The following is a 25,713-nucleotide window of genomic DNA, read 5'->3' on the forward strand; positions in this document are numbered from 1 at the left end:
AAGACACCGCACCAGTGTGCCGAACGGATGCCCGGACAGAACACAGCTGCCCCGGCCATGATCGAGCGCCGGGGCAGCTGATGTCCTGTCATATACGCACCTGTCATATACGCACCCGACAGGCAGATCTGAACCTCTGTCAGGTCTTGGATACGGAGTAGGAGTGAGCTCCCACGCCGGCCAGTGCGCCCTTGTCGACGATCAGGTACTCGTCGCGCAGGGGGGTGCCGGCGAACCAGGACTCCAGTATCTCGCGGGTTCCCGCGGCGTAGCGGGCCTGGGCCGAGAGCGAGGAACCGGAGATGTGCGGGGTCATCCCGTGGTGCGGCATGGTCCGCCAGGGGTGGTCGGCGGGTGCGGGCTGCGGGTACCAGACATCGCCCGCGTAGCCGGCGAGCTGTCCGCTGCGCAGGGCGCGGTCGATGGCGTCGCGGTCGCAGATCTTCGCGCGGGCGGTATTGATGAGATAGGCGCCGCGCTTCATGGTGGCGAGCAGTTCGTCGCCGAAGAGTCCCTCCGTCTCGGGGTGGAGGGGCGCGTTGATGGTGACCACATCGCAGTGCGGGACCATGTCGGCCGTACTGGCGTGCCAGGTGAGCCCGAGCTCCTGCTCGACGGACTCGGGGAGCCGGTGCCGGTCGGTGTAGTGGAGCCCCACGTCGAAGGGGGCGAGACGGCGCAGGACGGCGAGGCCGATACGGCCCGCGGCGACCGTGCCGACCTGCATGCCCTCCAGGTCGTACGAGCGGGAGACACAGTCGGCGATGTTCCAGCCGCCGTCCAGGACCCACTGGTGCGAGGGGAGGTAGTTCCGCACCAGCGACAGCGTCATCATCACGACATGCTCGGCGACGCTGATGCTGTTGCAGTACGTGACCTCGGCGACGGTGACGCCCTTGGCGATGGCGGCGTCGAGGTCGACATGGTCGGACCCGATGCCCGCGGTGATGGCGAGCTTCAGGTTCTCGGCCTTCGCGATGCGCTCTGCCGTCAGATAGGCCGGCCAGAACGGCTGCGAGATGACCACATCGGCGTCCACCAGCTCCCGGTCGAAGACCGATCCGTCCCGGTCCTTGTCGGAGGTGACAACCAGGGTGTGGCCGCGGGACTCCAGGAAGTCACGCAGGCCCAGTTCACCGGAGACGCTGCCCAGGAGATGCCCGGGCGTGAAGTCGGTCCCCTGCGGGGTCGGGGTGGTCTGGCCGCCCGGGTAGTGGTCGATACGTGGAAGGTCGTCACGGGCGTAGGACTTCGGGTACCCGTCCACCGGGTCGTCGTACAGCACACACAGCACCTTTGCCATGACTGCGGCTCCTCATCCGTTACTGCGGGAAGGTGCCTCCACGGTCCTCGGGGCTGGTGCCCGTGGTCAAAATGAACCTTTCTATGTCGGGATAGAGCCCGGCTATCCGCGAGCGCCCGGCGGGGCCACCGGGTGCAGATATGTGGCCAGGAGCTGGTCGAGCGCTTCCCGTACGCCCGCTTCCCTGGCAATCTCCAACAGGGCTCTGGCCAGCACGGGTTCGGGACTGCGGTCGGCGATGACCAGGCCCACCCGCGGCCCGTGCGCCGGATTCTCCAGCGGGACCACACGCATACCGTCGGGGACACCGAACATATGCAGCCAGGCGTGCGAGATCACGCTCGACCAGTGGCCCGCGGTCAGATGCGCGTACAGGCCGGCCACGGAGTCGGTCTCGATGGCCGGGGTCACGGCGGCCACTCCGTCAGCGGCGAAATACTCGTCCATAATACGGCGGTTGCGCATTTGCGGCGACAGCAGGCACAGCGGCAGCGCCGCGATCCGTGCCCAGCGGGCCACCGGCTGTCCGGCCATCGGACCGTCGTGCGGGGTGAGCAGCAGATAGCGCTCCTCGTACAGCGGGGTCCTGCGGACCTGGCCGAGGCTCTGGTCGTCGAGGTAGGTGAGCGCGATGTCGAGTTCGAACGCGGCCAGCCGCTGGGTGATCTCGCGCGAGGAGAGGGACTCCAGCGAGACGCGCGCCCGTGGGTGCCGTTCGACGAACGGTGTGGTGAGCAGCGAGGCGGCGGTGAGCGCGGTGGGGATGGCACCGAGCCGCAGGGTGCCGGCGAGACCGTCGCGCATCGCGGAGAGTTCATGGCGCAGCGCGTCGCGCTCGGCGAGGATGCGGTGCGCCCACAGCAGCACACGTTCGCCCTCGGGCGTCAGCCCTTCGAAGCGGCGGCCGCGCCGGACGATGGGGACGTCCAGCTCGTGTTCCAGTTTGCGTATCGCCGCGGAGAGCGACGGCTGCGACACATAGCAGGACGCCGCGGCCCTGGCGAAGTGCCGTTCCCTGGCGAGCGCGACCAGGTACTCCAGCTGACGCAGCAACATCGTGTGCTCCCCTGCTCTGTCTGCCTCCCGGCCCTGGTCGGGCCCGTGGCACCGGTGGATCTTCCGGTACGGGTCTCACAGGGCGACGAGGGTGACCTCGGTGGCCTTGACGCTGGTCCAGACGGACACGCCGTCGGCCAGGCCGAGTTCGGCGGCGGCCTCGGGCGTGATCTCGGCGACCAGGTCGGGCGCCTCGTCCGAGGTGATCAGGACACGCAGCCGGCTGCCGAGGGCGGTGATCTCCCGGACCGTTCCCCGCCAGACATTACGGGGGCTGCCGCCGGGCCGGTCCCGGTGTACGGACACGGCCTCCGGGGCGATGATCGCGAGGGCCGCGGAGCCGTCGGCTGACGGCTCCGCGACGACCAGCCGCCCGCCCGCGGTGAGGTCGAGCCCGTCGGGGCCGAAGGTGCCGGGCCAGGCGTTGCGGCCGAGCATCCGGGCCACCCACGGGGAGCGCGGGTTGCGGGTCACTTCGGCGGGCGGGGCGTCCTGGAGGGCGCGGCCGTCGTCGAGTACGAGAACCCGGTCGGCCAGGGAGATGGCCTCGACCGGGTCGTGGGTGACGATCAGGCAGACGCCGCCGAAGCTGTCCAGATGGCCGCGCAGGGTGTGCCGTACCTGAGCGCGGGTCGTCTGGTCGAGGGCGGCCAGGGGCTCGTCCAGGAGCAGCAGCCGCGGCCGGGCGGCGAGCGCGCGGGCCAGCGCGACACGCTGCGCCTGGCCGCCGGAGACCTGGTGCGGCTTGCGGTGGGCGAGATGGCCGACGCCCAGCCGGTCGAGCCACTCCTGTGCGGTACGGCGGGCCTCGCCGCGCCCGACGCCGTGGGCGCGCAGTCCGTAGGCGGTGTTGGAGAGGGCGCTGAGATGCGGGAAGAGCGCGCCGTTCTGCGGAACCCAGGCGACGCCGCGGCGGTGGGGAGGGAGCGAGGTGACATCCAGGTCGCCGAGGCGGAGGTCGGCGTGGGCGCGCGGGGTCAGTCCCAGGAGGGCGCGCAGCAGGGTGGTCTTTCCCGCGCCGTTGGGGCCGACGACGGCGATGGTGGTGCCTGGTTCGGCGTCCAGGGTGAGCCGGTTGAAGCCGGTGACCTCGGCGTGCAGCCGCCAGCGCTCCGGCGCGGCCGCCGGCCCGGCCGGGCCGGTGCCGGTGCCGGCGACAGTCACGGCCCGGGCGGCCGACGCCGTTTCGGGATCGTCCGGCGGATGGCCGGCGTCCGGTGGGCGGCCTGCGCTGCCGACGGGCCCGCTGGTCCAGCGGCCGCGCAGGGCGATCAATACGGCCATGGCGATGGCGAGCAGCAGCAGCGAGACGGAGGTGGCGGCCTCCGGGGAGTTCTGGAGCAGCAGGTAGACCTGGAGCGGAAGGGTCTGGGTGGTGCCGGGGAGATTGCCGGCGAAGGTGATCGTGGCGCCGAACTCACCGAGGGCGCGCGCCCAGGTCAGCGCGGCGCCGGCGGCCAGCCCGGGGGCGACCATGGGGAGGGTGACGGTGAGGAACACCCGGAGCGGAGATGCGCCGAGCGAGGCGGCGGTCTCCTCGTAGGCGGGGCGCAGTCCGGCGAGGGTTCCTTCGAGGCTGATGATGAGGAAGGGCATCGCGACGAAGGTGGCCGCGACCACGGCGCCCGAGGTGTGGAACGGCAGGGTGATGCCGAAGGTGTTCTCCAGCCAGGGGCCGAGCAGTCCGCGGCGGCCGAAGCCGAGCAGCAGCGCGACTCCGCCGACGGTGGGCGGCAGCACCATCGGCAGCAGGACCAGCGAGCGCACGAGGGTCTTGCCGGGGAACCGGACGCGGGCCAGCAGCCAGGCCAGCGGCACCCCGAACAGCAGGGAGAGGCCGAGCGCCCAGAAGGAGACCAGGAGCGACAGCTTCAGCGCCTCGACGACGGCGGGGTCGGTGAGATCCGCGCCGAGGTGGCCCCAGGACGTACGGGCGAGGATGCCGATCAGGGGCAGCAGCAGAAACGCGATGGCGAGCAGGGCGGGCAGCACCAGGGCGACGGGAGCGCCGGTCCTGCCGGTGCGGATGCGAGAGCGTCTCATCTGGGGTTCCTGGGCTCGGCAGTCCGGGGCGCGGGCGGATCAGGACGGCGGTGCGGTCAGGGGCTGACCGGTCCTGCGACCCGGCCGGCCCCTTCCCTCGCACCGGGGGTGTTACGGCTGCTGGAATCCCGCGGCCTGCAGGATCTTCTGCGCCTCGGGGCCGCTGAGCCAGGCCACGAAGGCCGCGGCGGCGTCGGCGTTCTTGGACGACTTCAGGGTGGCGGCCGGGTAGGCGGCGATGGCGTTCTGCGCGTCGGGGATCTCGACGGCGTCGACCTTGTCAGGAGCGCTCTCGGCGTCGGTCTCGTAGACGATGCCCGCGTCGGCCTCGCCCAGCTCGACCTTGCTCAGGACGGCGCGGACGTTCGGCTCCTCGGACACCGGCTTCACATTGATCTTCTGCGCGTCCAGCACCTGCTTGCTGTAGCGGCCGACGGGGACCTCGGGCGCTGCCAGTACGACCTTCAGATCCGGATCGGCGAGGTCCTTGAGGTTCTCGATCTTGTCCGGGTTGCCCTCACCGGTGGCGATCACCAGACGGTTCTTGGCGATAATCGTCGGGGTGCCGGTGTCGGCCTTCAGCCCGTCCATGGTCTTGGTGTCGGCGGTGACCAGCGCGTCGGCGGGGGCGCCCTGCTCGACCTGCGCGGCCAGCTCCTGCGAACCGGCGAAGGAGAACGTCAGCTTCGTGCCGGGGTTCTCCTTCTCGTAGGCGGCGCCCGCCGTCGTGAACACATCGGTCAGCGACGAGGCGGCCAGCACGGTCAGGTTCGCCTTGGTGGCACTCGCCGACCCGCTCGGGGAGCCGGTCACCTTCTCGCTGTCGTCGTTGCCGCCGCAGGCGGCCAGCGGCACAAGAAGAGCTGCGGTCACGAACGCGGCGGCGGCGCGGCGGGTGAAGGCGGAAGACATCAGGGTGGACTCCTTGGCAGTGCGGGCCCGGGGAGGGCGCGCGAGCGGTCAGACGCGGTCGATGTGCACGCTGGTGGACTTCACGCGGGCGGTGGCCTGCATGCCGACCTCCAGTCCCAGTTCCTCGACGGCTTCCCTGGTCAGCAGGGAGACCAGCCGGTGCGGTCCCGCCTGGATCTCCACCTGGGCCGCGACATCACCGAGCTTGACGGCGGTGACGATGCCCGGGAACGCGTTACGGGCCGAGGTGTACGAGACCTCTTCCTCACCGGCGGCGCCCTGTGCGACCTCGACGGAGAACGCCGCGAGAGCGCGGCCGTCGATGAGGCGGCGCCCGCCGTCGTCGCGATGCGTCGCGACCCGGCCGGCGTCGGCCCAGCGGCGTGCGGTGTCGGGACTCACGCCGAGAAGCCGGGCCGCCTGACCGATCGTGTAGGACTGCATGTGCGACACCGTAGGGCGTTTTCCCTCGCATTCACAACTCTCTGGACAATAGTCCATAGCAGATGCGAGGTCGCCTGGAGGAAGATTCAGCACCATGAACCGGCCGCCCCATCGAGCGGACCGCCACACCAGGTGGCACCGTCACCGATGTCACCCGCGGCGAGGTCATGGCCGCCGTCAAGGTGCGGCTGGACGGTGGTCAGGAGATCAGCGCCGCCATCACGCTGGAGGCGGTCGAGGAGCTGGGGATAGCGGTCACCGACCCCGGGCTGAGCGCCGGGTCCGCCGTCACCGCGCTCATCAAGTCGACCGAGATCTCGCTCGCCACCGCCTGAGCGCGGTGCCCGCGCGTGAGTCAGCTTTTGACGGACCGCAGGATGACGAACTTCGGGTCGCTCGTCACGATCTCGCAGTTGCCGAAGAGCCGCCGGAGCTTGATGTGATACCCGAGGTGCCGGTTGCCGATGACCCACAGTTCGCCGCCGGGGCGCAGCGCCGCGCGTGATCCGGTGAACATGCGCCAGGCCGTCGCGTCGGTCGTCGCCTGATGGGTGTGGAACGGCGGATTGTTCAGCACCAGGTCGACCGTCCCCGCCGGTACCTCGGTCAGCCCGTCGCCCAGGACGAACTCCGCCGGGGTGGCGGCGTCGGCGTTCCGGCGGAAGGTGGCCTCGGCCGAGGCCACCGCCGAGAAGGACTCGTCGATGAAGGTCACCCTGGCCGCCGGGTTGTCCAGGGCCGCGGCCGTCCCGACCACGCCGTTGCCGCAGCCGAGGTCGACCACGTGCTCGGCGCCGCGGCGCCGCGGGAGGTGACGCAGCAGGAACCGCGTGCCGATGTCGAGCCGTTCCGCGCAGAAGATGCCCGCGTGGTTGACGACCGTACGGCCCGATACGGCTCCGAGCCCGTCGGGCAGCGCGTAACTGTGCGGCCAGGGGCTGGGGGTCCGTACGCGTCCCGAGGCGGGCGCGCAGAAGATGAGCCGCGCCTTCTTGTCCGCGAGCGAGGTCCTGGTCGGGCCGAGGATCTGCTCGAACAGTTTCAGCGTCGAGGTGTGGATCTCGGTGACCCGTCCGGTACCGATGACGACGGTCCCCGGGTGGACGGCCGGCGCGAGGCGGTGCAGCTGGTCCTCCAGGAGAGCGAGGCTCTTGGGGACACGGATCAGCAGGACGTCGATCCGCTCCGGCGGGGTGTCCCTGGCGGACAGCAGTTGGACGGCGTCGGCGCCGCCGCGCCGCAGATTGGCGCGGGTCGCCTGCTGGGTGAGATAGGAATCGGTGATCTGTACGAGAGGGCCCGTGACGAGCCGTTCGAGCCGGTGGCCGGCGAGCGCCGTGGTCAGCGCGCCCCACCGGTCGCCGACGACGACCACCGTGCCCGACAGGTCCGTCGGCTCGGCGTCGATTCCGTCGAGGTGCCGCAGCAGATATTCGTCGGCGCTGTCCCACGCGCGCAGCGTGTCGCGGGGATGCTCGGGAAATCGGGTGAGGCCGAACTCGCCCCAGGGTGTCGTCAACCGGTTCATCGTGCACTCAGGCTAGCGCCACGGGAGGCGGACGCGAGCGGCGAGGCCCGCGCGTTGCCTGTTCAGCGCGTCGGAGCCGGGTTCACGCCGGGTTCCCGCCGGTGTCACACCACCACGTCCGCGGGGCCGGATGTCGTTCGATCCGCCCATCCGCTGCTGGAAACCGGCGCCACCCGACCGGCACCACCCGTATGCCCGCCACGCCGGGCCGGTCGGCCGCGGGGGCGCGATGCTCGTGGTCAGCAGCTGTGACACGGCGTTGAACGATCGGAGCGGGAGGGGCCGTATGACCACTCCCGCCACGTACGCCGCCTACACCACGTCCGTCACTCCCGCCGCGCGGGCTGAGCGCGGCCGGGCCGCTCGCAAGCGGGCATCCCGGTCCTCGCACGGACTGTGGATACCGAGCGCCGACCGTCTCGACCCGCTGACCGTACTGGCCCGGCAGACCGCGACCCGGATCCCTGAGCTGCTGCCGCCGCGCTACGAACGGATGGCGGCCTCCCCGTATGCCTTTCTGCGCGGCGCGGCCGCCGTCATGGCCGCCGATCTGGCCACACAGCCCCGCACCGGGCTGACCGTACAGCTCTGCGGGGACGCTCATCTGCTGAACTTCGGCGTCTTCGCCTCACCCGAGCGCGCCCTGCTCTTCGACCTCACCGACTTCGACGAGACCCTGCCGGGGCCCTTCGAATGGGATGTGAAGCGTCTCGCCACCAGCATCGCGGTGGCCGCGAGCGACAACGGCCAGTCCGAGGCGCAGGCGCGGCGCGCGGTGTGCGCCGCGGTCGAGGCGTACCGCACGGCGATGCGGCGGCTGGCCGCCCTCGGTGAACTCGACGTCTGGTACGAGCGGATCGACACCGCCGACCTCCTTCCCCTCATACGGGCGGGCCATCGCGAACGGGCGGTGGAGGACCCGTCGCGGGCCGGGCGGCGGACGAGCCTGCGGGCGCTGGAGAAGCTGACCGACGTGGTGGAAGGACAGCGCCGGATCACCCCCGACCCGCCGCTGCTCGAACCGCTCGGAAGACTCGACACGGCCGCGCTGCGCCGGATCTTCATCGGCTACCGGTCCACGCTTCCCGAGGAGCAGCGCATGCTCCTGGACCGGTTCCGTTTCGTCGACGCGGCCCGGAAGGCCACGGGGATCGGGAGTGTCGGCACGCGCTGCTACCTCGTGCTGCTGGAGGGGTGGAACGCCGAGGACCCGCTGTTCCTCCAGATCAAGGAGGCCGAGACGTCCGTGCTCGAACCCCATCTGCAGCAGAGCGCGTACCCCCACCAGGGCCGGCGGGTGGTGACGGGGCAGCGGCTGCTCCAGGCGGCGGGCGACCTCTTCCTCGGCTGGGTCACCGGCCCTGAGGGCCGGCACTTCTACTGGCGTCAGGTCCGTGACATGAAGACCTCCGCCGGCGTCGACGACATGTCGCCGTCGCTGCTGCACGACTACGCGAAGCTGTGCGGTACGGCCCTGGCCCGCGCGCACGCCCGCTCGGGCGACCGCATCGCCATCGCGGCCTACCTGGGCGGCTCCGACACCTTCGACCGGGCCGTCGCCGATTTCGCGCTGCGCTACACCGCCCGCAACGCGGCCGACCACGCGGCGCTCGTCACGGCGGTCGCGGCGGGGGCTACCAGTCGTGCACCGTTCCGTCCGTGAGACGGTTGACCGGCAGGTAGGCCGCTTCGTACGGGAAGCGCGCGGCGGCCGCCTCGTCGAGTTCCACCCCGAGGCCCGGCTGGTCGGACGGATGCAGCAGACCGTCGGTGAAGCGGTAGGAGGTCCTGAAGACCTCCAGGGTGCTGTCCGTGTGCTTCATGTACTCCTGAATGCCGAAGTTGTGTACGGCGAGGTCGAGATGGAGCGCCGCGGCCATACCGACGGGCGAGATGTCGGTGGGCCCGTGGATGCCTGACTTGATGCCGTACACGGCGGCGAGGTCGAGCAGCTTGCGCATCGCCGTCACGCCCCCGACATGCGTGACCGCCGATCGTACGTAGTCGATCAGCCGCTCACTCAGCAGAGCGCCGTAGTCGTGCAGGGAGTTGAAGACCTCACCGATGGCCAGTGGGGTGGTGGTGTGCTGCCGGATGAGCCGCAGGGCGGTGGGGTCCTCGGCGGGCGTGGCGTCCTCCAGCCAGAACAGGTCGTATGGCTCGAGTTCCTTGCCGAGTTTGGCGGCCTGGATGGGGGTCATGCGGTGATGGGCGTCGTGGAGCAGCGGCAGTTCCGGGCCGAACTCCTCGCGGACCGCCTCGAAGACGCGGGGCATGTGGCGCAGGTACGCGCGGGTGTCCCAGGCCTCCTCGACGGGGCGCGGCGGCCCGTCCGCGCCACGGCGGGCCGGTTCGTAGTCGTAGCGGTCACCGGCCGCCGCGGTGGACGCGGCCACGCCGTACACCGAATCCAGCCCCGGGATCCCGGACTGGACACGGATCGCCCGGTACCCCTGGGCCAGATGCGCGCGTACGGAGTCCAGGATTTCCGCGATGTCGCGCCCGGAGGCATGGCCGTAGGCGAGGGCGCCGGTGCGGGAGGCTCCGCCGAGCAGCTGGTAGAGCGGCATGCCGGCGGCCTTGGCCTTGATGTCCCACAGGGCGGTGTCGACCGCCGCGACCGCTGCCATCGTCACCGGGCCGCGGCGCCAGTAGGCGCCGCGGTACAGGTACTGCCAGGTGTCCTCGATCCGCGCGGCGTCGCGGCCGATCAGCAGGGGCACCACATGGCTGCGCAGATAGCTCTCGACGGCCAGCTCCCGCCCGTTGAGGGTGCCGTCGCCCAGTCCGGTGAGACCGTCCTCGGTGGTGATACGCAGGGTGACGAAGTTACGGCCGGGGCTGGTGACGATGACGTCGGCTGCGGTGATCTTCATGACGGGCGCGGCTCCTGTCGTACGAGAGGCATGGCGGTGCCGTACAGCCGGCGGGCGCGATGACCGCGCCCGCCGTACGCCTTCAGGATTGACCCATGGCATGTCCTCGTCCACAGGGCCTGTGGTGCGCCTCCGCGGCCTGTCAGCCGTCCAGCGCCGGGCCGGCGGTGTCCAGCGCCGCCGCCGCGTCGTCGGCCAGCGTCACGGCGACCAGCCGCGTCTGCCGGGACGGGACGGACCCGGGAGCGGGCAGCAGCATGAACCGGCCGAAGTAGCGGCCGTTGGCGGCGGCCCGGAGTTCGATCTCGCCCTCCGGCCAGCCGAGCCGTTCGAGATCCCAGGGCTTACGGTTCACGACGACGGTGCCGTCCTGCTCCAGCCGCGCCGGATGGCCGAGGAGGCTGCCGTACTCGAAGCGGCAGCCGCGCAGCCGCAGTATGTCGGCGAGCTGCCCTCTGACCTGGCTGACGACCGCGTCGGGGGAGCCGGCGGCCTGCACCAGCCGGGCCGTGTCGTGGACCCGGGCGAGGAGGCCGGCGTCGGTCACGGTGATGACATGCAGCCGCCGAGCGCGGGCCGCTATCTGCGACACGGCGAGACCCACGGCCAGCAGCAGGACGGCCGTCTCGATGTCCTTCGCGCCGCTGATGGCGAATTGCTGGAACGGCCGGGCGAGGAAGAAGTCGAACCACACGGCCGACGACAGCGCCGCGAGGGCGCCGGCGACGCGGTTCCCCAGGGCGGCGACCGCCACGACGACCACGACCAGGATCAGCGCGAGGTTGGTGCTCGCCAGGTCCGTACGGAACGGCACCAGCAGCAGGGCGACCGCGAGAGGCGCGGCCACGGCGACGCCCAGGGCGACGCGATCACGCAGCGGGTATCTCATGGTCCACCTCGCCGTACCTCGTACGTCGGACCCTCGGAATCGGCGGCCCCGTCGGGCGCCCACACCTCCATGGTCCACCCGCCGGGCCCGCCGGGCCCGGGATGGGCGGTGTCTTGACGCGCCCCTGCTGGCTCCCCGGCGAACGCTCGATGCACAGTCGGGTAAATCCGCTGTGGCACGGCCCCCACTCGTGATAGCTGTCCCTGTCATGGACGATCTTGTGACAGAGCGGCTCGTGCTGCATCCGATGAGTGTCATAGAAGCCGAACGGGTGGCGTCGGGCGAGCCGGACGGCGAGGAGCGGTGGGCTCCCGGATATCCCGCCGACGGTGACATGGTGGGGGCCAGGCGCTTTCTGACGACCTGTTCCATCACCGGTGACCCCCAGCCTTTCGGCGCGTACGAGATCCGTCGCCGCGAGGACGGCCGGGCCATCGGCGGTCTCGGCTTCCACGGCGCCCCGGACGAGAATCTCAAGGTGACGATCGGCTACGGCCTGATCCCGTCGGCGCACGGCAAGGGATACGCCAGCGAAGCGCTCCGAGAGCTGCTGCGGTTCTCGCGGGCGAGCGGCATCACCTGTGTCGAGGGCGACGCCGATCACGACAACATCGCGTCCCAGCACGTCATGAGCGCGGCCGGCATGCTGCTCGTCGCGCAGGACGAGCAGCTGAAGTACTTCCGGATCGTATGGCCCGACGACGACACGGACGACACGACGGCCCCCGGCTTCTAGGGGGCGTTCTGGCGAGTTCCGGCGCGTCAGCCGGGCGGGTGATCACCCGGGCCCTCACGCCGGTCCGCGAGCGGCGTGGGAGAGAGGTCCGCGCTCTCCTCCCCCGGTTCCAGGAGGGTGTCCGCCGGACCCACGATCAGCGGATCGGGCTCGCCGATGACCATGTCGTCCTTGTTGTCGTAGTCGAAGCGCCACAGCAGGCTGCGCATCGCCTCCAGCCGGCCCCGCCTCTTGTCATTGGTCTTGACGACGGTCCAGGGCGCGGCCGAGGTGTCCGTGGCCCGGAACATATCGATCTTGGCGGCGGTGTACGCGTCCCACAGATCCAGCGAGGCCAGATCGGTCGGTGAGAGCTTCCACTGCCGCACCGGATCGATCTGCCGGATCGCGAACCGGGTGCGCTGCTCGGCGCGGGAGACGGAGAACCAGAACTTCACCAGCAGGAGGCCGTCCTCGGTGAGCATCTGCTCGAACAGCGGGGCCTGGTGGAGAAAGTGCTGGTACTGGTCCGGCGTGCAGAACCCCATCACCCGCTCCACACCGGCCCGGTTGTACCAGGAGCGGTCGAAGAAGACGATCTCCCCGGCGGACGGGAGGTGGGCGACGTACCGCTGGAAGTACCACTGACCGGCTTCTCGTTCCGTCGGCTTCTCCAGGGCGACCACCCGGGCACCACGCGGATTGAGCCGCTCGGTGAACCGCTGGATCGTGCCGCCCTTGCCCGCCGCGTCACGCCCTTCGCACACCACGACCAGCCGCTGCCCGGTGTGCTTGACCCAGCGCTGGAGCTTGAGGAGTTCGATCTGCAGAACCCGCTTGCGCCGTTCGTACTCCCGCCGCCGGACCTTGCGGTCGTACGGGTAGTTCTCGCGCCATGTCCGGATGGGCCGCCCCTCCTGGTCGAGCAGAACCGGCTGCTCGGGGCGCCGGTCGTCCACCGTGAGCCCCTCCAGCAGAGGGCGGTCCGTCTCCTCACCGGCCATGGTGAACGCTCCTACCCTCGGCGCGGCGTGGGCGTGCGGCGGCGCGTCGGGGCCCGGTCGAAAACGCTGTCCATGGAGACGTCGTCGTCGCCCTCGCCGTCCTGCAGGGGCGGCAGTTCGACGGTGTAGCGCGGCTCCAGGAAGATGTCACGGTGCTGCGGACGCGCGTTCGGCGCGGCGCCGGCGTTCGGTCCCTGCATCGGATCCTGGCGGGACGGTGAGGAAGGCATGCACAACCGTTCGGAGAGTCGAGCGGCCGCGCGGCCTGAATGCCGATCGACCCGCTGGAAAGGTGTCTACCTCATCATTCCCCGTCATGCACAACCACGGGTAGCCGGAGCGCGGCGCGGCCGGTCCCGGCCGCCCCTTCAGCGGGCCTCTTTTCAGCGGTCCGACGGGGTGGGCGGGGCCGGCCGCGGCCGGCTCACCGATCGGTGAGCATGCCGGTACGGAGCCGGGTCAGCGTACGCGAGAGCAGCCGGGAGACATGCATCTGGGAGACGCCGAGCCGCTCGCCGATCTCGGACTGGGTCAGCTCCTGGCCGAAGCGCATTTCGATGATGCTGCGCTCGCGGTCGTCGAGTTGGCCCAGGAGCGGGGCGAGGGTCCGGAAGTCCTCGACCAGTTCCATGGCGGGGTCGCAGCCGCCGAGCGTATCGGCGTAGGTGCGGCCGCTCTTGCCGGCCTGGCCCTCGTCGCTGCTGTCGCTGGGCGCGTCGAGGGAACCGGCGCTGTAGCCGTTGGCGGCGACGAGCCCTTCGATGATCTCCTCCTCGCTCAGCTCCAGGTGCCCGGCGAGCTCCGCCACGGTGGGCTCGCGGTCGAGCAGGAGGGCGAGCTGTTCCTTGGCCTTGGCCAGCTCGACGCGCAGCTCCTGGAGACGGCGCGGAACATGGACGGCCCAAGTGGTGTCACGGAAGAAGCGCTTGATCTCGCCCACGATGTAGGGGACCGCGAAGGAGGTGAACTCGACCTCACGGGACAGATCGAACCGGTCGATCGCCTTGATCAGGCCGATCGTGCCGACCTGGAGGATGTCCTCCATCTCGTCGGCGCCGCGGTTGCGGAAGCGGCTCGCCGCGAAGCGGACCAGCGACTGGTTCATCTCGATGAGCGTGTTGCGCGCGTACTGGTACTCGTGCGTGCCCTCTTCCAGGACCTGGAGCTGGTCGAAGAACACCTTCGACAGCGCACGCGCGTCCTTCGGGGCGACCTTCCCCGCGTCCTCGATCCACGGCAGCTCACCCACGAACGTGTCGCCCTGGACCAACCGCGCCGGGTCTTCTCCGGTCGTCGGCTGTACGGACGTTCCGGCGGGCCGCGTAGAGATCATCACGTCATCACCTTCTGGGTCGGGTCTGCTGGCGGCTCGCCTGCCCCCGCCGCGCGGATGTATGCACCCGGGTTCGGACGACTTTTGAGAATTCCGTCGGGACCGGCGGCCGGCCCGGTTCTGGGCGCCATGATCAGTCGTCGGCGGGTGCTTCCGTGATGTCGAGAAAGACATGGTCGGCCTCCGGCCAGATGCCTGTCACGGACTTCTTGATCCGTACGCAGACCAACTCGACGGTCTCGCTGTCGAGTCCGGGCACCAGATCGATACGGGCCGCCACCAGCGTCGAGTCGAGGCCGAGCTTCATCGTCAGCAGCGTGGCCACATTGTCGATCTCGGGCTGGGCGTCCAGCAGCGCGCGGAGACGGCCGCGCAGTTCGGGGTCGATCGCCTCGCCGACCAGCTGGCCACGGGCCTCGGCGCCGAGACGGTAGGCGATGTAGACAAGGAGGAGCCCGATCGCGAAGGACGCGCCGGCCTCCCAGACGATGTTTCCGGTGATCAGGTGGAGCGCCATGCCGGCCATGGCGAGGAGCACGCCGAACACGGCGGTCGAGTCCTCCGCGATGACGGTACGGAGGGCGGGATCGCGGACCCCCTCCTTCTCACCGCGCACCTGGAGCAGGGCGCGGACCAGCGAGCTGCCCTCGGCGAGCAGCGCGACACCGAGAACGGTCAGTCCGATCGCGTACCCGCTGGGAGGCTCCTGCTCGTCCGAGCCCAGCGCCTCGAAGCCCTGGAAGAAGGAGAAGCAGCCTCCCATGACAAAGATTCCGACGGCCGCGAGCAGGGCCCAGAAGTAGCGCTCCTTGCCGTAACCGAAGGGATGCCGCTCGTCGGCGGGGCGGCGGCTGCGGTGCAGGGAGGCGAGCAGGAACACCTCGTTCACGCTGTCGGCGACCGAGTGCGCGGCTTCGGAGAGGAGCGCCGGGGAGCCCGTGAGCAGACCGCCGACGGCTTTGGCCGCGGCGATCACGAGATTCGCCGCCAGCGCGACCAGGACGGTCACCCGGGTCTTGGCGTCGGACTTCTTGTCGTCGGACTTCTTGGCGCTGGGCTTCTTGTCGTCGGACGTCTTGGCGTCGGGCTCTTCGCCGTCGGGCTTTATACGGTCCACTGCGTTTCACCTTGCGTAAGAACGAGCCGGGCACGGCGCACGGACGCGGACACCGGTCCGCCGGATCCGGCTGTCCGAAGTACCAAACCCGTGTGCCCGGCACCTACCGCGCCAAACGCGCGTTCCCGGCCGCCCGGCCGGCGTCCGGGTGAACGACTGCGGGCCGGGTCCTGGGGTACGCGGACGACCATGAACCCACCGAATACGCATCACGGAAGCACTGTCGTGGACCTCGCCGCGGGCGGCGCCGGGATCGGAGTTGCCGCGTTCGTGGTGGGGCTGGTCGTGGTGATCGTTCTCATCGGCGCCTTCTGGTGGGGCGCCCGGCTGCGCGCCCGTCAAACCGCTCCCCCGCGCCCGTCCGAGCAGCCGCACCGGCCGGCCAGGCCCACCCGTGCCGAGGGCAGCGTGCCGCCCTCGGACGAGTTCCCGGACGACGGTCAGCGGCTCACACCGCACCAGCTCGGCGGACACGGCAACGAGGTCCTGCGACCCTCCGATGGCACCGAGAACCGTCGCGGCAGCGGCCCCGGCGAGACCCCCGACACCCCTGAGGGCTCGCCACGCGCCTGACGGCCGGCGTCAGTCCGCGTCCGGCCCGTGCGCGGCGCGTTCCTTCCTCGCCCGCTGGGGGAGCACCGTATAGGCGGGGTCCTCGGCGGAGGCGATGCCCGCCGCGAAGATACCGAAGCGGGTGCAGGCCGAGCCGGCGAGCAGCAGGGCGCCGCTGCCCACCGTCGTCCGCCGGCTGCCGGCGGACAGAGCCGCCCCCGCCGCGCCGGCCACGGTGAGCACGCGGGCGGCGCGCAGCAGATTCCCCGCGCGGCCCTCGCGGTAGGTCTCGGCGACCATGCCGAGCCGTCGCTCGGCGGCCGTCATGGCCGACACCTCCCCCACCGCGGCCAGCACGGCGGCGCACCGGGCCGGCGCGCTCTCCCGCGGCGGTGCGAGCACCAGGGCCATCCCGGAGGCAGCCGCGGCCGCCGACGCGCAGAAGACGTAAGGGAGTTCGCGGTGGGCGCCGTGCCAGGCGGGGACGGCGGTGTCCGCGGCGAGGACCGCCGTGTACGCGGCGACGGCGGGCCCGAACACGGCCGCCGCGCCCGTGGCGGCGGCTCCGGCCCGGGGCAGCCTGCCGGTGACCGCGCAGAACGCGGCCGCCCCGGCGCAGGGTCCGTAGGCGGAGAGCAGCCAGGAGCCGACGCTCATCGGCGAGGTCGGTTTGAAGACCCGCAGCATGTTCACGAACCGGCTGGGCCGCCCCAGGTCGTTCACGAGCGCGGCGGCGGAGAGCGTGACCGCGGCGAGCGAGGAGATCTTCATCGCGGTCGCCGTGGCCGTACGGCCGCTCAGGTGCGCGCCCGCGGCCAGCACGGAGCCCGCTCCCGCGAGTCCGCCGAGGAAGAAGTAGCCGGCGATGTCACGGGCCGACCAGGATGGTGCCTTGATGACGGGCCGTCCGTAGTACGAGTCGAACTCGGCGCGGGGCACCATCAGTTCCTCGCCGCGCCGCTTGAGCCGACGAGCACCCCGGTTCAGGTCGGAGGCAGTCATCGCCGTCCCTTCTTTCCGGTGAGTGCGGGGAGCGTGAAGGACAGCGCGAAGCCGCCCGCCAGACAGAGCGCGGCCGTGGCCGCGTGCCGCCACATCGCCGGCAGGTCGCGGGTGGTGACCACCGGGTCCGGGGGCAGTCCGTAGACCTCCGGTCGGTCGAGGAGGAGGAAGAACGCCCCGTCGCCGCCGACGCCGTCGTCCGGCTCGTGCCCGTACAGCCGGGCCTCGGTGACGCCCGCCTCGTGGAGCCGGCCGACCCTGAGCGCGGCCCGTTCGCGCAGTTCGTCGAGCGGGCCGAACTGGATGGATTCGGTGGGGCAGGCCTTGGCGCAGGCGGGCTCCTGGCCGACGCCGAGCCGGTCGTAGCACATCGTGCATTTGAAGGCCCTGCCGTCCGAGGGGCGTTGCTCGATGACACCGTAGGGGCAGGCGGGCACGCAGTAACCGCAGCCGTTGCAGATGTCCTCCTGGACGACGACCGTGCCGAACTCCGTACGGAAGAGTGAGCCGGTCGGACAGACGTCCAGGCAGGCGGCGTGCGTGCAGTGTTTGCAGACGTCCGACGACATGAGCCAGCGCAGGTCGCCACTGCCCGGCGCGGCGCCGGTCCCGCCGCCGACGCGCGGCGCGGTCACCTCGCCCGCGAGGGGCAGTTCCGTCCGCCCCTCGGGCACCGGAACCGCCGACGCCACCGACTGCTCGATGAAGGCCACATGCCGCCAGCTGGAGGCCCCGAGCGCCTCCGTGTTGTCGTACGACATCCCGGTCAGCCTCATCCCGTCCTCGGGGATCGCGTTCCACTCCTTGCAGGCCACTTCGCAGGCCTTGCAGCCGATACAGACGGACGTGTCGGTGAAGAAGCCCACGCGCGGCGGCGGGTTCTCGTGGCCGGCGTCGCGGGCCGGATCCGGCTCGGGGCCGCTGAGCAGTCCGTACGTCACTTCCGGGTCTCCGTTCCTGTGTCCGCGGTGATGCCCGCCCGGCGGCGGTACGCGGCGACGAGTTCCGGCAGCCCGGGCCCGCGGGGGCGGCGGCCGGCGATGATGTCCGCCGTGAGGGCCTTGTCCTCCTGGATGTGCGCGTTGGGGTCGAGCGCCATGGCGACCAGTTCGTTGGCCGCGTCGCCGGTGGTCACCCCGTTGGGCCCCCAGTGGAACGGCAGCCCGATCTGGTGGACCGTACGGCCGTGCACGGTCAGTGGCCTGATCCGTTCGGTCACCATCACCCGGGCCTCGACGGCGTTGCGTGCCGTCACGATCGTGGCCCAGCCGCCGTGCTTCAGAGAGCGTTCGGCGGCGAGCATCGGGGAGATCTCGCAGAAGAACTCCGGCTGGAGTTCGGCGAGATAGGGCGACCAGCGGCTCATCCCGCCCGCGGTGAAGTGCTCGGTGAGCCGGTGGGTGGTGACCACGTACGGATAGACGTCCGCGCCGGGATCGTCGCCGCTGGGGTGGTAGCGGTTGCCCTCGCGCCGGATCAGCTGCCGTACGGGCGAACGGGACACGGACGGGTGGAGCGCGTTGGTGAAGGGCGAGTCCTGCGGCTCGTAGTGCGTGGGCAGCGGGCCGTCCTCCAGGCCGGCGGGCGCGTACAGCCAGCCCTTGCCGTCCGCCTGCATGATGAAGGGGTCGTCGCCGCGCAGTGCGTCGGGCCCTGTCGCGTCGTCCGGGGGTACGTAGTCCGGCGCCCGGTCGGGGATGAAGTCGGGGATGTCGTACCCGGTCCACCTCCCGCTCTCCCGGTCCCACCAGACGTACGCCTTGCGTTCGCTCCACGGGGCGCCGTCGGGGGCGGCGGACGCGCGGTTGTAGAGGATCCGGCGGTTGGCGGGCCAGGCCCAGGCCCATTCGGCGGCCACCCAGTCCTGTTCGGTCCGCGGCGTGCGGCGGGCGGCCTGGTTGACACCGTCCGCGTACACCCCGCAGTAGATCCAGCAGCCGCACCGGGTGGATCCGTCGTCCTTCAGTTCGGTGTACGCGCTCAGCGGCGAACCGTCCGCCGCGTGCCCGTTGATCTCGGCGAGCACGGCCGCGGCGATCGGCTCATCCAGCGGGCCGTCCACCGGATAGTCCCAGGCCAGGTCCTGTACCGGCCGGTCCATCGGGTCGGTGGAGGCGGCCAGCTTCTCCTTGACGCGCCGCCCGAGGTGGTACATGAACCACAGATCGCTCCGGGCATCGCCCTCGGGTTCGACGGCGGCGTGGTGCCACTGGAGCCAGCGGTTGGTGTTGGTGAAGGAACCGGATTTCTCGGTGTGGGCCGCGGCCGGAAAGAAGAAGACCTCGGTGCCGATGTCCTCGGTACGCAGCTCGCCCGTCTCGATCTCGGGCCCGTCCTGCCACCAGGTCGCGGACTCGATCAGGGAGAAGTCCCGTACGACCAGCCACTCCAGATTGGCCATGCCGAGCCGCTGGAGGCGGGTGTTGGCGGAGCCGACGGCGGGGTTCTCCCCCATCAGGAAGTAGCCCTTGCAGACGCCGTCGAGCTGGGCCATGACCGTCTCGTACGTGGAGTGCGAGCCGGTCAGGCGGGGCAGATGGCCGAAGCAGAAGTCGTTGTCGGCGGTGGCGGCGTCTCCGTAGTACGCCTTGAGCAGGCTGACGAAGTACGCCCGCATATTGCCCCAGAAGCCCTTCTCCGTACGGCTGGAGCCGATGAGCGCGTCCAGGTTCTCGTGGGCGTGCGCGTGGGGCATCGGCAGATAGCCGGGCAGCAGGTTGAAGAGGGTGGGGATGTCGCTCGACCCCTGGATCGAGGCGTGTCCGCGCAGGGCCTGGATGCCGCCGCCGGGACGCCCGATGTTGCCGAGCAGCAGCTGCAGCACGCTCGCCGCGCGGATGTACTGCGCGCCCACCGAGTGCTGGGTCCAGCCCACCGCGTAGACGAAGGCGCTGGTGCGGTCGCGGCCCGAGTTGGCGGTCAGGGCCTCGCACACCTTCAGGAAGGCCTCGCGCGGCACTCCGCAGGTCTCCTCGACCAGTTCGGGGGTGTAGCGGGCGTAGTGCCGCTTGAGGATCTGGTAGACGCAGCGCGGATGCTGGAGGGTCTCGTCCCGCGGGGGCCGCGGGCCGGTCCTGGCGCCGCCGGAGCCGTGGGTCTCGGAGCCGCCGGCCTCCCCGATGCGGGTCTCCGCGTCGAGCCTCCTCTCGTGCTCCTCGTACTGTTCGTCCACCTCACCGGCGGGGGACTGCACTTCGGACCCCTCGTACTGCCAGCTCGTCGGGTCGTAGTGGTGCCGTTGCTCGTCCAGTCCCGAGAAGACGCCGTCGAGATCCTCGGTGTCGCGGAAGTCCTCGCTGACGAGGGTGGCCGCGTTGGTGTAGGCGAGCACGTACTCCCGGAAGTCCTTCTCCTCGGTAAGTACGTGATGGATGATCGCGCCGAGGAAGGCGATGTCGCTGCCCGCGCGGATCGGTACGTACTGGTCGGCGAGGGCGCTCGTACGGGTGAAGCGCGGGTCGACGTGGATGACGCTCGCCCCGCGCGCCTTCGCCTCCATGACCCACTGGAATCCGACGGGGTGCGCTTCGGCGAAGTTGGAGCCCTGGATGACGATGCAGTCCGAGTGCTGGAGGTCCTGCATGAAGGTGGTCGCCCCGCCGCGTCCGAACGAGGTACCGAGGCCGGCGACGGTGGAGCTGTGGCAGACCCGGGCCTGGTTCTCGACCTGGACCACGCCGAGGCCGGTCAGCAGCTTCTTGATGAGGTAGTTCTCCTCGTTGTCGAGGGTGGCTCCGCCGAGGCTGGCGATCCCCAGCGTGCGGGCGGTGCGCAGCCCTTCGTACTCCCACTCCCAGGTGCGCCGCCGGGTCTCCACGACCCGGTCGGCGACCATGTCCATGGCCGTCTCCAGATCGAGCGGCTCCCACTCGGCGGCGTGGGGGCGCCGGTAGAGCACCTGGTGGCGGCGGGCCGGGCCGGTGGTGAGCTGGAGCGTCGCCGAGCCCTTGGGGCAGAGCCGGCCCCGGCTGATCGGGGAATCGGGGTCTCCCTCGATCTGTACGACCCGGTCGCCCTTGACGTACACCTGCTGGCCGCAGCCGACCGCGCAGTACGGGCAGATGGACCCCACGACCCGGTCGGCGGAGTCCGTACGGGGCCTGAGGTTCTCGGTGCGGGGCGACATGGCGGCGCGGCCGCGCCCGAGTCGGTCGGAGCCGGTGAGCTGCCGGTAGGCGGGCCAGTCACCGATCAGTCTGCGGACACCCATCGCTTCCTCCAGCGCGTCTGCGGTCCCCGGCGGGCCGGGCTCTGTGGCTACCGGCTTCCTGGCTCCTGGGGAGGCGTTGCCCCACCAGACTCACCCGGCGCGCCGTGGTGTGCGACCCGGCAGGTTTCACGACGTCAGAGATCGGCTAAGCGCTGATCATGGTGCAAATCGGATACACGATGATGACGGAGCAGGCGGGGCCGCGGGCGCTGGTCGAGCATGTGGTGGGCGCCGAGCGGGCCGGGTTCGACTTCTCGGTGACCTCGGACCACTACTTCCCGTGGCTGGACTCCCAGGGCCACGCCCCCTACGCGTGGAGCGTGCTGGGCGCGGCGGCCCAGGCCACCTCCCGTATCCCCCTCATGACCTACGTGACCTGCCCGACGACGCGCTATCACCCGGCGGTCGTCGCGCAGAAGGCCGCGACGATGCAGCTGCTGTCGGAGGGGCGATTCCGGCTCGGGCTCGGCTCCGGCGAGAACCTCAACGAGCATGTGGTGGGTGCGGGCTGGCCCGCCGCGCACATCAGGCTGGAGATGCTCGAAGAGGCCGTCGAGATCATCCGCGCGCTGTTCGCGGGCGGCTATGTGAACCACCATGGCGCCCACTTCGATGTGGAGAGCGCCAAGCTCTGGGATCTCCCCGACCGGCTGCCGCCGATCGGGGTCGCGGTCTCCGGGGAGCGGTCCTGCGAGCTCGCAGGACGGACGGCCGATCTGGTCATCGCCACCGAACCCAAGGGTGAGCTGCTGGCCGACTTCGACCGGCACGGCGGGACGGGAAAGCCGAAGATCGGCCAGCTGCCGGTGTGTTACGACACGGACCGGGACGCGGCCGTGGCACGGGCGCACGAGCAGTTCCGCTGGTCTGTCGGCCCCTGGCCGGTGAACTCCGAGCTGCCGGGCACCGCCGCGTTCGCCGGGGCGACCCAGTTCGTACGGCCGGAGGATGTCGCGGAGACGATCCCGTGCGGTGACGACGTGGACGCGTTCGTCGAGGCGGTGCGGCCGTACGCCGAGGCGGGGTTCACGGAAGTCGCCCTGGTCCAGATCGGGGGCGACCACCAGCTGCCGTTCCTCGACTGGTCGGAGAAGACGCTGCTGCCTGCGCTGCGGCGGCTCTGAGGGCCTAGACGAGTTATTCCGAAGTAGCGTCGTCCGCCCGGAGGGCGGGCCCGGCGGTGTCCGGTGCGTGCGATCACAAGGCGCCGAGGTGCCCTCGTAGCGGAGCTACTAGGGCATTTCGGCAACGCCGCGAGCGTGCGTGCTGGGCGCCGCCGGGCAGACGGGACTTCGGAATAACTCGTCTAGGGGCGGTCAGAGCCGGCCGGATGCCCGGAGTCCCGCCGCCCGGGCCGCCGCGGCGAGCACCTCGCGCAGCATGGCGGGGGTGAGCAGTCCGGTGAAGGTGTTGCGCTGGCTGACGTGGTAGCAGCCGAACACCTGGAGGTCCTGGCCGCCGTCGGTGGCTGTCAGGGTGACGCGGGCGCCGTGTCCGAAGACCGGGCGGGGCCGTGGCACCGACCAGCCGGCCGCGGCCAGCGCCGGGAACACGGCCTGCCAGCCGAAGGCGCCCAGCACCACGAGCGACCGTACGGTGGGGCGCAGCAGGGTGAGCTCCCGCACGAGCCAGGTCCGGCAGGTGTCGCGCTCCCAGGGCGTCGGCTTGTTGGCGGGCGGGGCGCAGTGCACCGGCGCGGTCAGCCGTACGCCCCGCAGCCGCATGCCGTCGTCCGGGCCCGTCGGGAGCGGCAGGCTGGCCAGGCCGATGGCGTGGAGCGCGGTGAACAGCACATCGCCCGACCGGTCGCCGGTGAACATGCGCCCGGTGCGGTTGCCGCCGTGCGCCGCCGGTGCGAGGCCGACCACCAGCATCGCGGCGTCCGCGGGGCCGAAGCCGGGCACCGGACGCGCCCAGTAGTCCCAGTCCGCGTACGCCTTCCTGCCCTCCCTGCCGATCTGTTCGCGCCAGGCCACCAGGCGGGGGCAGGCCCGGCAGTGCGTCAGGCGCTCGTCCAGAGCGGCGAGGTCGCGGGCGCGTGGCGCCTCGCGTTCCGGGAACTGCTCGGACATGACACCTCTCACATGATCGCGGTGACCCGGGATGGCGGCCGGGACGCGGGGTAGTCGACGGGATTCGACCGGCGGACACACGAGGGAGGCCATCCTGTCAGGCACCGGGAACACCCCGCACGGAGTGAAGCAGCGACGGAGCCGTACGTCCGGCCGCGCCGGGACGGATAGGACCATCGGTGCACTGTTCCGGTCCGGCCGGCTCAAGCGCGGGAAGAGACTGGTCGTGCGTGATGTCCAGAAGAGAGTGAGCGCGTCCGCCGCCGAGTTCGTGAAGCGGCGCCGGGATCCGGCCGTCGTGCAGACGCTGCGATCCGCGGCCGCGGCGACCATCGCCTATGTGGTCGCCCTCCAGCTGAGCAACGAGCCGGCGCCGCTCACCGCTCCCCTCACCGCGCTGCTCGTCGTGCAGGTCACCCTCTACTCCACCATCACCACCGGAGTCCGCAGGGTGAACTCCGTCGTGGCCGGGGTGCTGGTCGCCATCGGCTTCAGCGCGCTGGTCGGGCTGTCCTGGTGGAGCCTGGGCCTGATCATCCTGGCGTCGCTCGTCGTCGGGCGGATCGTCCGGGTGAGCGAGTTCGTGCCCGAGGTCGCGATCAGCGCCATGCTCATCCTCGGAGTGAGCCGGGTGACGTCCGAGGCCTGGGACCGGGTCCTGGAGACGCTGATCGGCGCCGTGGTGGGACTTCTGTTCAACTTCCTCTTCGTGCCCCCGGTGTGGGTGAACACCGCGGGCGAGTCCATCGACGGCCTCTCCCGCCGGATGCGGCAGCTGCTGCTGCGTATCGGAGAAGGGCTGACCGGACCCACTCCGGTCGAACGCGCCGCGGCACGCCTCCATGAGGCACGCCGGCTCGACCACGACATCAGCGAGGTGGACGCCGCCCTGCGCCAGGCGGAGGACAGTCTCCGGCTCAACCCCCGCGTCAAGGAAGGGCTGCTCCACCGCGTGGTGCTGCGCACCGGTCTCGACACGCTGGAGATCTGCACGGTGGTCCTGCGCGTACTGGCCAGGACGCTCACCGACCTCGCCAAGGAGCGCACGGAGGAGCCGCTGTTCCCGCCGGATGTGGGAGGCGAGCTGGAAGACCTGCTCGCCCATGTCGCCGACGCGGTGGTGAGCTTCGCCGTGCTGGTCACCACGCAGGTGAGCGAGAGCGCCGAGACGGCGGAGTCGCGGCTCGCCGAAGACCTCGCCGCGGCGGTCACGAGCCGGGAGAGGCTGGCCCAGCTCCTGCTGGAGGGCGTCCAGCGGCATCCCCGTCAGTGGCAGCTCCACGGCGCGCTGCTGGCGGAGATCGACCGGATCCTGGACGAGCTGGACATGGAGAATCGCTCCAAGCGGCTGCTGGAGGAACTGGACCGCGCGTCGCGCGAACAGCGGGAGCGTCACCCCCGGGTGGCCGCGGTCCGGCAATGGGTACGACGGACGTTGTCGCGCCGCCGCCGTACGTCATAAAACGCGGGCTGCGGACAATACGGGCCGGGGCTTTTACCGGCCACTGGACCGGCGCGAATCGATCGTTTTCCGAGCAACGGGAAACCGATGCCGAATTATTGACGGAGTTTTTGCCCAATGCGCAATGATCAGGCGTGTATTTGGGCAGGGACGCGCGCGCCGGCCCGCTCACAGCCCTGCGGTCATGGGCGTCATCAGCGATGACCGTTCGATTCCAGCCCCCGGACCTGCTGCCGGCACGGCCTCCGCTGCTGCCCTCCGCGCACCGTGCACGGACCGCTATCTGCCCTCTCACCAGGGATATGAGGTGCGCGCAGAGGGTGAGTTGGGTGGGGCGGTTGATGAGGTCAGCGCCGATGGCGGTACTGTGCGCGCGCGCCGTCATCGTCGGCGGCGCGGTTATCGCGGAGGATTCTGTGACTCTATTCAGCGGATCGTGGCGGCGCAGAGGCGCCCTCATAACGGTCGCGACGGCAGGTGCGCTCGGTGTCGGCCTGTCGGCCGTTCCGGCGGTCGCGCACACCCCGGTATGGACGGTGAGCTGCTCCGAGGTGAGCGTCGACCTGACCGCCTACGGCAACAGCGACCAGAACACGGTGAACATCACCGTGGACGGCAAGGACCTGCTGCCCACGGAGAAGTTCAAGAACGAATTCCACAAGAAGCTCGACCTTCCCGAGCACAAGAGCGAGCTGTCCGTCCGGCTCGTCGTGAAGGCCGCCGACGGCGACCAGTACTCGAAGGACGAGACCAAGACCGCTCCGGTCTGCGACGAGCCCACCCCGCCGGCCTCGGAGACCCCGACCCCGACGCCGTCGGACACGCCGTCGGACACGCCCACCACCGCGACTCCCACGCCCACGACCGAGCCCACCAGCTCGGCGCCCGTGGTTCCCTCGTCGAAGCCGAGCCCTGCCGGGGACGACCTCGCCGAGACCGGTTCCTCCAGCGCCACGCCGATGATCGCCGGTGCGGCCGCTGTCGTACTGGTGGCGGGTGCGGGCATCATGTGGGCCGCCCGTAAGCGTCGCTCCGTACAGAACTGAACGACCGCTCCACGCACCACCCTGCCGCCACGACCGGACCGGCCGTGACCCGGCTCGCCCTGCCCTTGTCGCCATGTCGGACGCCGTCCAGAACTTCCACCGCCAACACTCGGCGGCCTGGCCGGCGATCACCCGGCCGAGAGGCATGG

General features: G+C 70.8%; 22 protein-coding genes and 1 pseudogene. 7 read left to right on the forward strand and 16 right to left on the reverse strand.

What is annotated here, in order from left to right; translation table 11 throughout:
- Positions 1–139: 139 nt before the first annotated feature.
- The 5 genes from ACZ6MZ_RS11890 to ACZ6MZ_RS11910 form a co-directional block, all read right to left on the reverse strand.
- Entirely contained in the window at positions 140–1,303 is a 1,164-nt protein-coding gene (locus ACZ6MZ_RS11890; RefSeq protein WP_389788042.1) for an NAD-dependent formate dehydrogenase, read from the reverse strand.
- 102 nt (positions 1,304–1,405) lie between these two features.
- Positions 1,406–2,359, reverse strand: coding sequence for a LysR family transcriptional regulator (locus ACZ6MZ_RS11895; RefSeq protein ID WP_384193535.1), 954 nt, complete (start codon positions 2,357–2,359; stop codon positions 1,406–1,408).
- 75 nt (positions 2,360–2,434) lie between these two features.
- Positions 2,435–4,402, reverse strand: coding sequence for an ABC transporter permease (locus ACZ6MZ_RS11900; RefSeq protein ID WP_469351361.1), 1,968 nt, complete (start codon positions 4,400–4,402; stop codon positions 2,435–2,437).
- 111 nt (positions 4,403–4,513) lie between these two features.
- On the reverse strand, positions 4,514–5,314 hold the full coding sequence (gene modA, locus ACZ6MZ_RS11905) for a molybdate ABC transporter substrate-binding protein (protein ID WP_389788047.1): 801 nt from the start codon (positions 5,312–5,314) through the stop codon (positions 4,514–4,516).
- 48 nt (positions 5,315–5,362) lie between these two features.
- The gene (locus ACZ6MZ_RS11910) at positions 5,363–5,758 is read right to left on the reverse strand and encodes a TOBE domain-containing protein (protein WP_384193529.1); all 396 of its coding nucleotides are present in this window, start codon (positions 5,756–5,758) and stop codon (positions 5,363–5,365) included.
- 110 nt (positions 5,759–5,868) lie between these two features.
- Here ACZ6MZ_RS11910 and ACZ6MZ_RS11915 point away from each other — a divergent pair.
- A pseudogene (locus ACZ6MZ_RS11915) lies at positions 5,869–6,087 on the forward strand (TOBE domain-containing protein); the annotation flags it as partial.
- 26 nt (positions 6,088–6,113) lie between these two features.
- Here the strand turns inward: ACZ6MZ_RS11915 and ACZ6MZ_RS11920 are convergent.
- Positions 6,114–7,286, reverse strand: coding sequence for a methyltransferase (locus ACZ6MZ_RS11920; protein ID WP_389788051.1), 1,173 nt, complete (start codon positions 7,284–7,286; stop codon positions 6,114–6,116).
- A gap of 286 nt (positions 7,287–7,572) precedes the next feature.
- Here ACZ6MZ_RS11920 and ACZ6MZ_RS11925 point away from each other — a divergent pair, with 286 nt between their 5' ends.
- Entirely contained in the window at positions 7,573–8,949 is a 1,377-nt protein-coding gene (locus tag ACZ6MZ_RS11925) for a DUF2252 domain-containing protein (protein ID WP_469351362.1), read from the forward strand.
- Here the strand turns inward: ACZ6MZ_RS11925 and manD are convergent.
- Together manD and ACZ6MZ_RS11935 are read right to left on the reverse strand one after the other, a co-directional pair.
- Positions 8,921–10,162 (reverse strand): D-mannonate dehydratase ManD, encoded by a 1,242-nt coding sequence (gene manD, locus ACZ6MZ_RS11930; RefSeq protein WP_469351363.1) that lies wholly within the window; start codon positions 10,160–10,162, stop codon positions 8,921–8,923. The two genes, ACZ6MZ_RS11925 and manD, sit on opposite strands and share 29 nt — an antisense overlap.
- 142 nt (positions 10,163–10,304) lie before the next feature.
- Positions 10,305–11,051: a DUF4118 domain-containing protein gene (locus tag ACZ6MZ_RS11935; RefSeq protein ID WP_389788055.1), complete on the reverse strand. Its 747-nt coding sequence runs from the start codon at positions 11,049–11,051 to the stop codon at positions 10,305–10,307.
- Positions 11,052–11,259: 208 nt separating this feature from the next.
- Here ACZ6MZ_RS11935 and ACZ6MZ_RS11940 point away from each other — a divergent pair, with 208 nt between their 5' ends.
- Positions 11,260–11,787 carry a GNAT family N-acetyltransferase gene (locus ACZ6MZ_RS11940; protein WP_469351365.1) on the forward strand — a complete coding sequence of 176 codons (528 nt, stop codon included), beginning with the start codon at positions 11,260–11,262 and terminating at the stop codon, positions 11,785–11,787.
- A 26-nt stretch (positions 11,788–11,813) separates the two neighbouring features.
- Here ACZ6MZ_RS11940 and ppk2 read toward each other — a convergent pair whose 3' ends face one another.
- The 4 genes from ppk2 to ACZ6MZ_RS11960 form a co-directional block, all read right to left on the reverse strand.
- A complete protein-coding gene (gene ppk2 / locus ACZ6MZ_RS11945) occupies positions 11,814–12,770 on the reverse strand; it encodes a polyphosphate kinase 2 (protein ID WP_384193592.1) in 957 nt (318 codons plus the stop codon).
- Positions 12,771–12,781: 11 nt separating this feature from the next.
- A complete protein-coding gene (locus ACZ6MZ_RS11950) occupies positions 12,782–12,970 on the reverse strand; it encodes a hypothetical protein (RefSeq protein WP_384193590.1) in 189 nt (62 codons plus the stop codon).
- Between the two features lie 224 nt (positions 12,971–13,194).
- Positions 13,195–14,103, reverse strand: a complete 909-nt coding sequence (locus ACZ6MZ_RS11955; RefSeq protein ID WP_389788058.1) for a SigB/SigF/SigG family RNA polymerase sigma factor — start codon at positions 14,101–14,103, stop codon at positions 13,195–13,197.
- Positions 14,104–14,236: 133 nt separating this feature from the next.
- On the reverse strand, positions 14,237–15,112 hold the full coding sequence (locus tag ACZ6MZ_RS11960; RefSeq protein WP_469351783.1) for a cation diffusion facilitator family transporter: 876 nt from the start codon (positions 15,110–15,112) through the stop codon (positions 14,237–14,239).
- A gap of 297 nt (positions 15,113–15,409) precedes the next feature.
- Between ACZ6MZ_RS11960 and ACZ6MZ_RS11965 the strand changes: the two genes are divergently transcribed.
- On the forward strand, positions 15,410–15,793 hold the full coding sequence (locus ACZ6MZ_RS11965; RefSeq protein ID WP_469351368.1) for a DUF6479 family protein: 384 nt from the start codon (positions 15,410–15,412) through the stop codon (positions 15,791–15,793).
- A 9-nt stretch (positions 15,794–15,802) separates the two neighbouring features.
- Here the strand turns inward: ACZ6MZ_RS11965 and nrfD are convergent, their stop codons facing one another.
- Genes nrfD through fdh form a run of 3 tightly spaced genes read right to left on the reverse strand, consistent with a single transcriptional unit; the run spans position 15,803 to position 20,984 of the window.
- Positions 15,803–16,714: an NrfD/PsrC family molybdoenzyme membrane anchor subunit gene (gene nrfD, locus ACZ6MZ_RS11970; RefSeq protein ID WP_469351785.1), complete on the reverse strand. Its 912-nt coding sequence runs from the start codon at positions 16,712–16,714 to the stop codon at positions 15,803–15,805.
- A 56-nt stretch (positions 16,715–16,770) separates the two neighbouring features.
- Complete coding sequence (locus tag ACZ6MZ_RS11975) at positions 16,771–17,715, reverse strand: 4Fe-4S dicluster domain-containing protein (protein WP_469351370.1); 945 nt, start codon at positions 17,713–17,715, stop codon at positions 16,771–16,773.
- Entirely contained in the window at positions 17,712–20,984 is a 3,273-nt protein-coding gene (gene fdh / locus ACZ6MZ_RS11980) for a formate dehydrogenase (RefSeq protein ID WP_469351372.1), read from the reverse strand. Before fdh ends, ACZ6MZ_RS11975 begins: the two co-directional genes overlap by 4 nt.
- A gap of 158 nt (positions 20,985–21,142) precedes the next feature.
- On the opposite strand from fdh, the gene ACZ6MZ_RS11985 reads away from it, so the two are divergent.
- Complete coding sequence (locus ACZ6MZ_RS11985) at positions 21,143–22,108, forward strand: LLM class F420-dependent oxidoreductase (protein WP_389675905.1); 966 nt, start codon at positions 21,143–21,145, stop codon at positions 22,106–22,108.
- A 192-nt stretch (positions 22,109–22,300) separates the two neighbouring features.
- Here ACZ6MZ_RS11985 and ACZ6MZ_RS11990 read toward each other — a convergent pair whose 3' ends face one another.
- Positions 22,301–23,056, reverse strand: coding sequence for a uracil-DNA glycosylase (locus tag ACZ6MZ_RS11990; protein ID WP_389788068.1), 756 nt, complete (start codon positions 23,054–23,056; stop codon positions 22,301–22,303).
- Between the two features lie 226 nt (positions 23,057–23,282).
- Here ACZ6MZ_RS11990 and ACZ6MZ_RS11995 point away from each other — a divergent pair, with 226 nt between their 5' ends.
- Both ACZ6MZ_RS11995 and ACZ6MZ_RS12000 read left to right on the forward strand, forming a co-directional pair.
- Positions 23,283–24,518 (forward strand): FUSC family protein, encoded by a 1,236-nt coding sequence (locus ACZ6MZ_RS11995; RefSeq protein WP_389788071.1) that lies wholly within the window; start codon positions 23,283–23,285, stop codon positions 24,516–24,518.
- A gap of 416 nt (positions 24,519–24,934) precedes the next feature.
- Positions 24,935–25,564, forward strand: coding sequence for an LAETG motif-containing sortase-dependent surface protein (locus ACZ6MZ_RS12000; RefSeq protein ID WP_384193802.1), 630 nt, complete (start codon positions 24,935–24,937; stop codon positions 25,562–25,564).
- Positions 25,565–25,713: the final 149 nt, after the last annotated feature.

The organism is Streptomyces sp. NPDC042201, from assembly GCF_055582185.1.